The sequence below is a fragment of the Sporosarcina contaminans genome (assembly GCF_042679045.1).
Lineage (GTDB): Bacteria > Bacillota > Bacilli > Bacillales_A > Planococcaceae > Sporosarcina > Sporosarcina contaminans.
The window spans coordinates 41,554-47,768 of the sequence record NZ_JBHTLT010000045.1 but is presented as its reverse complement, the minus strand read 5'-3'; the positions used below and the strand labels follow the sequence as shown (position 1 = coordinate 47,768).

The following is a 6,215-nucleotide window of genomic DNA, read 5'->3' as shown; positions in this document are numbered from 1 at the left end:
TTTACTTGTTTCTCGACAATTCAAGTATAAAAGAAATGGTGATTACGTGCTTTTTTGGGGTTCTATAATATTTGTGTGAATACCCCAACAAATATTATAGAACCTTAACAAAAGGTTTGCTGTAAACGCAAAAAAACACCCTCCGCAAAGAAGGGTGTTCAGCAATACATAGTAAAATATAGTGAATAAACCTCCGTTGCAGAGCTTTGGCACTATGCGGCATAGGAGCGATTCCAGCTACATTAAAAACCACCTTAAGTCGATGGTTCCTGTTGACCCATTGGAGTCTTTCGACTTTTCTGGGCAGCAGCTTATCTCCGCATAGGAGCCTCACCTAGCGAGGGTCCGATATGTGACTGTCTACTGGCAAGTGTAAAGGCTATAGGTGGGATTGTCAAACGAAAAAAGAAGATTAAAGGGGATTTACATGTTTCGTAGAATAAATATTTATCAAATACTTTAGACGCCAAAAGACATAGTAGCAGGGTACGGCATCCTATGCTATCGGAGTTAAACCATTGATATATCAATATTTATAAAGGGAGGTGAGTTGATTGTATGAATAAGAAAAATAAACTTCTACGAATATACAAAGTGCTTTCATTCGCATTGATCATTTTTCTACAAATTTATTGGTACAAGTGGACTCGCAAACCCGAAGCCGAATGGGAAAAATTATGGGAAAGAATCGGAAAAAGATTTAGGAAAACGCTTTTTGAATTGGAAGGTCTGCTCATTAAAGTAGGTCAATTTATCAGTATCCGTTCGGATTTGCTTCCCAGTCCGTTTATAAAGGAAATTCAAGATCTTACAGATAAGGTCCCACCTTCTAAATGGAGTGAAATTCAAAAAGTATTGGATGAGGAATGGGGAGAAGAAGGTTCAAAAAAGGTACGGTCAATCCAAGAGGAAGCAATTGCCTCTGCTTCCATTGGTGAGGTTTATAAAGGAATTTTGCATGATGGAACAGCGATTGCCATAAAAGTGCAACGTCCAGAAATCCAATCAATTGTGCAGACAGACTTTCGGACGCTAAAGATTCTTCTTTGGTTCGTTGATCATCTCGTTCCAATTCCGAAAGGATTGATCAATTTAAGTGTGCTGTTTCAAGAACTGAAACAGGTAATTGAGCGTGAACTCGATTTTTCAAAAGAAAAAGAAACACTTCTTTACTTTAGGGAGCGTTATAAAGATCGTGAAATCGTAAAAATTCCAGCCATTCATCCTGAATTATGCACTAAAAGAGTGCTTATTATGGAATGGATAGAAGGAAAGCGGATTACGGATTTGGAGACAATCAATGAAATGGGGCCCTATAAAGAAGAGGTGGCCCAGCGTCTAGTAAAAGTTTTCCTTCCTCAATGGTTGGAGCCGGGAATCTTCCATGCTGATCCTCATCCAGGGAATGTCCTTTTATCCAGAGGTGGAGAAATTATCCTGCTTGATTTTGGCATGGCGGGAGAACTATCCAAAAAAGATGCAGCACACTTTCAAGCACTAATTGAAAGCTTTCTTGCAAAAAATTACGGGAAAACTGTCGAAGTTTTGTCCCATTTAGGATTTTTGCTACCGAATGCAGATTCAAAAATGGTAGAAAGATTGCTTAATGAGTGGATTTCAATTGATCTTGCCGATTTAAAAGAGATGGATTTGATTAAACTAAAATTGGAGATAAATGATCTGATTGCGGCACTTCCTATCCAAGTACCAACTCGTTTTGTTTTCCTTGGTCGTTCTTTTATTACGATAGAGGGGATCGTCCGTCAACTATTGCCGGAAGAGGAACTGATCCATTTAGCAAAGCCTGTATTTACCGAATGGCTTAGCACCCAGGGCAGCAAGTGGTCATTTTATTGGAGGGCAATTCAATCCCAGCCGTTGTTTAAAATCTTCCATTCTATAACAGAGTTTTTAGACGCACCTCAAAAATACGAACAGTTGAAAGAAACCGAGCAGCGCAGAGAATTTCAATTTGCCGTTTATGAGAGTCGGAAAAAGCGGTTTTTTCAACTTTTCCTGTTAGGGTTAATAGGAATGGGCACCAGCTATTATTTGACAGAAGATTTACTGTTAAAAATAGCAACGGCATTATCAGGATTATCAGCAGTTGGGTATTACGTGAGTAGCTATAATCTGTCAAAATGGCTAAAATATATGCCTGAAAAGCGCCGTTAAATATTGGTCTTGGAAGGACAACATTGACTATAGACATCGACAAATAAACGAGAGCTTGCTTATATAAAGCTCTCGTTTACTATTATTTTGAAGGTATAGAGTTTTATTGCAATAGGCTGTCGTTTCATAACCGGCAATCGACAGCCATTCAACACTCCCATGTCAAATGGCTTCAAAATTTACCGAGTTTTTATCTCTTGTACAATCGTCTCTCCATGCTTTAGCAATCGTAGGCGGCTTGAACTTAACTCTAACCGCTCCCATTCGGCAAGCAAGCGATTCAGCGCTTCGTCGGTCGTGTCGTCGGCCAGTCGAAATGCGCCATAATGCATAGGGATGAAGATTTCCGCTCCAACATCGATAAAAGCTTGAATCGCTTCTTCAGGGGTGACATGCTGTGTTCCCATAAACCATTCAGGCTCATAAGCACCAATCGGCATAAGCGCATATGTAATGTTCTTGAACTTCATGCCGATTTCTCGGAATCCTTGAAAATACCCGCTGTCCCCAGCGAAATAAATCGAAGGGGTTGTTTGTCCTTCAGTAGACGCCCGTTGGATGACCCATCCACCCCAATGTGACGTATTCGTATCTGTAAGCGTGCGTTTCGTCCAATGTTGAGCGGGTACAAAATGAAATTCAACAGAATCGATGGTTACATAATCCCACCACGGCAATTCATGCACTTCGTTTCCATTCATCAGTTTTCGCATGTATTGACCGAGCCCTTCTGGAACTAAGACAACGGGAGACCCTTTAAGACTTCTTATAGAACGTATATGTAAATGGTCGTAATGGGAGTGCGACAATAAAATGACATCAATCGGGGGAATCTCATGTATAGACAGACCAGGTTCTTCCATCCTTCGGCTAAACCCCATTTGCTTTGCCCAAACGGGATCTGTGACAATGGTCAATCCGCAAATTTGCAGTAAAAAAGTAGAGTGTCCAATCCACGTAATCGTCAGGTCATCGTGATCACTGTTCAGCAATGCATTTTCCTTTTGTTCGGCTTGGCCAATACGGAAGCTTAAATCTTTGCGCTTTCCTCTTCGTTCTCTTTGCCAACGTAAAATATCCTTTAGCGTGGAAGTTGTTGCCTTGGGATCTAGATTACTATATCGTTTTCGGCCCATTTGCTCTCATTCCTCCTTTATATAAGTATAAGTAATTTTTCGGTATTGAGTGACATAGAAAGTAGTTTTCCGAAGGCTGTTGAAAATTTCATTCACCTAAATGTTTATTGCGTATTCTAGACAATCCTATCAATTCATTAACATTGTAGTATAATCTGACAAAGGAGAGAGGACGACATTTACGATTTTAGAAATATTTTTGGTGAAAAGATTGTAAGGAATTATTTTCAATCGTACATTTATATTTAGGTAACTGTATAAGATTAGTTGTTTATAGTAGCATTATCTTGCTTATGAGTAGAAGTTTCTAAGGGAGAGGGTTTTTTGAAAGGTAAATGTCTAATATTCAATCAATTTGGCAACCCCCAAGAAGTACTTAAATTTGAATGTAAAGACATACAGCCCCCAAAAGAAGACGAGGTGCTTGTGCGCATGGTAGCCAGGCCGATGAACCCATCTGATTTAATTCCAATTAGAGGAGCTTACTCTCACAGAATTTCCTTACCAAATATTCCAGGTTATGAGGGAGTTGGAATTGTTGAAGATGTAGGGTCTCTAGTATCTAAAAATCTTATCGGCAAGCGGGTCTTGCCTTTGAGAGGCGAAGGAACCTGGCAGGAGTTCGTTAAAACGTCGGCACAATATACAGTGGTCATTCCAGATGCTATCGACGATTTTACGGCTGCTCAATTATACATAAATCCAATTACAGCATGGGTCATCTGTACGCAAGAGTTAAAGTTACAACCAAATGATGTCCTCTTAGTCAATGCATGTGGTTCATCCATTGGGCATATTTTTGCTCAATTGTCGAAAATTATAGGCTTCCGGCTAATTGCAATCATTAGGAATGAAAAATATGCAAAAGATCTACTGGAGCATGGTGCTTCTTATGTAATTAATACGTCTATAGAGCCATTGCGAGAAACCGTAATGGAACTAACGGGTGGATTTGGAGCAGACGCGGCTATCGATTCAATTGGAGGAACGGCTGGTAACGACCTATCCTATTGCATTCGACCGAAGGGTACTTTTTTAAGCTTAGGCCTTTTATCGGGCATCCAAGTAGACTGGGCAAAGATCGCCAATGAGACACAGGTGAATGCCACATTATTTCATTTGAGACATTGGAATAAAAAAGTCTCGTCTGATACTTGGCAGGAAACATTTAAAGAGATCATAGCATCCGTCCAAGATAAAAAGTTAAGTCTTTTGAGGCCCGAATCCTGTTACAGCTTATCGGAAATACAGGAGGCTGTTCGGATTGTCGAATCTTCGGTAGGAAATCGAGGCAAGGTGTTTTTAACGGATTAACATTTCCATAAATGGTATATTGTATGATCTATATTTAAGGCGACCGAAGCTTATGGAAACGGTTCGTGAACACAGTTATGTTGAGAAGTTATTGAACCTCTTTTTTGAATAGGCCGGATAGCAACATTTATCCATAAAAAATAGAATCATTGAAAAGGACACTGCAACTAAAGTGGGCTTTTTCAATGATTTTTTGTTTGCATAAGGCCAATTATAGAGCAGCAATAAAGCAGCTTACTAATAAGAAATAGAGCAGGAATTAAATACATTAATAAAAACAGTTGCATAGTTGAAATCTTTCTTGTAAGATAAACAGGCATTGCAAAACGTAATGATTACGATTTATGAAAAGGAGGATGCAATGGAATGAGTAAAAAGTTTCTTTTGGTTTTATCAGTGATTTTCTTATTGCTGCTTACTGCTTGTGGCAACAAAGAGCAGGCAAAAGAGAAGGATAAAACAAGAGGGGATCATGTTTTATCCGTCTACACAACTGTATATCCGCTCCAATATTTTACAGATCGAATTGGAGGGGAGTCGGTTCAAGTCCAATCTATTTATCCACCAGGCTCCGATGAGCATACGTTTGAGCCAACTCAAAAAGATATGATGACGCTGGCTGACTCGGACTTATTCTTTTATGTCGGGCTTGGACTTGAAGGGTTTGTAGAAAATGCCGAAAAAACGATGAAAGGCGAGCACGTCAAAATGGTAGCGGTAGCGGACAGTATTTCGAAAGAGTCTTTAGGCGAGGGACATAATCACAATCATGATCATGAAGGAGAAGATCAAGAGGAACACGATCATCATCACGGGGAGTACGACCCGCATGTATGGATTTCTCCATTATTGAGCGTAGAACTTGCAACGACAATTAAAGACTCACTAATTGAGGCATTGCCTGAGAAAAAAGATGTATTTGAACAAAACTTTGAAAGCTTAAAAACTGATCTCTTAGAGCTGGATCAAACATTTAAAGAAATGGCTTCAAATGCGCCTACGAAAACATTTTTTGTATCCCATGCAGCTTTTGGCTATATCGCGAATACGTATGGGTTAGAGCAAGTTGCAGTAGCTGGATTGAATTCACAAAGTGAACCTTCACAAAAGCAACTAACATCACTTGTTGAATATGCGAAGGAAAATGATATTAAATATGTGTTATTTGAACAAAATGTTTCCTCGAAATTAACCGACGTCATCAGAAAAGAAATAGGAGCTGAATCATTGATGCTACATAATCTCGGTGTTTTAACCCCGGATGACTTGAAAAATAATGAGGATTATATATCGTTAATGGAGCGCAATATCGAAACGTTGGAGAAAGCGTTGAGCAACGAATAATTCCTGCTAAAAGGAGGAGTAAAGGATGAAAAAAATACCTGCTACAGTGCTTAGTGGTTATTTAGGAGCAGGGAAGACGACGTTATTGAACCATATTCTAAACAAACGGAATGAGCTGAAAGTTGCTGTCATCGTCAATGAGTGAGGTAAATATTGATGCTCAATTAATTAACAAGGCGGGTTTTCACGAACAGAAGAAAAATTGGTAGAGCTGCAAAATGGCTGTACGGAATCGGGAACAATTAG

4 protein-coding genes, 1 pseudogene and 1 riboswitch are annotated in these 6,215 nt (G+C 39.4%); of the genes and pseudogenes, 4 read left to right on the top strand and 1 reads right to left on the bottom strand.

Annotated features, from left to right (window positions below):
* Positions 1-184: 184 nt before the first annotated feature.
* Positions 185-349: riboswitch (M-box (ykoK) riboswitch) on the bottom strand.
* Positions 350-558: 209 nt separating this feature from the next.
* Positions 559-2,175, top strand: coding sequence for an ABC1 kinase family protein (locus ACFQ38_RS09910; RefSeq protein ID WP_381480592.1), 1,617 nt, complete (start codon positions 559-561; stop codon positions 2,173-2,175).
* A gap of 179 nt (positions 2,176-2,354) precedes the next feature.
* Here ACFQ38_RS09910 and ACFQ38_RS09905 read toward each other — a convergent pair whose 3' ends face one another.
* Positions 2,355-3,311, bottom strand: coding sequence for an MBL fold metallo-hydrolase (locus ACFQ38_RS09905; protein WP_381480589.1), 957 nt, complete (start codon positions 3,309-3,311; stop codon positions 2,355-2,357).
* 324 nt (positions 3,312-3,635) lie between these two features.
* Between ACFQ38_RS09905 and ACFQ38_RS09900 the strand changes: the two genes are divergently transcribed.
* The 3 genes and pseudogenes from ACFQ38_RS09900 to ACFQ38_RS09890 form a co-directional block, all read left to right on the top strand.
* Positions 3,636-4,625, top strand: coding sequence for a zinc-dependent alcohol dehydrogenase family protein (locus ACFQ38_RS09900; protein ID WP_381480587.1), 990 nt, complete (start codon positions 3,636-3,638; stop codon positions 4,623-4,625).
* A gap of 366 nt (positions 4,626-4,991) precedes the next feature.
* Positions 4,992-5,969 (top strand): metal ABC transporter solute-binding protein, Zn/Mn family, encoded by a 978-nt coding sequence (locus ACFQ38_RS09895; RefSeq protein ID WP_381480585.1) that lies wholly within the window; start codon positions 4,992-4,994, stop codon positions 5,967-5,969.
* A 25-nt stretch (positions 5,970-5,994) separates the two neighbouring features.
* Positions 5,995-6,195, top strand: a pseudogene (locus ACFQ38_RS09890) (GTP-binding protein); the annotation flags it as partial.
* Between the last annotated feature and the right edge of the window lie 20 nt (positions 6,196-6,215).

Excerpts from the sequence above, each read along its gene's own strand:
- ACFQ38_RS09905 (WP_381480589.1), bottom strand. The coding sequence starts at position 3,311 with ATGGGCCGAAAACGATATAGTAATCTAGATCCCAAGGCAACAACTTCC.
- ACFQ38_RS09910 (WP_381480592.1), top strand. The coding sequence starts at position 559 with ATGAATAAGAAAAATAAACTTCTACGAATATACAAAGTGCTTTCATTC.
- ACFQ38_RS09895 (WP_381480585.1), top strand. The coding sequence starts at position 4,992 with ATGAGTAAAAAGTTTCTTTTGGTTTTATCAGTGATTTTCTTATTGCTG.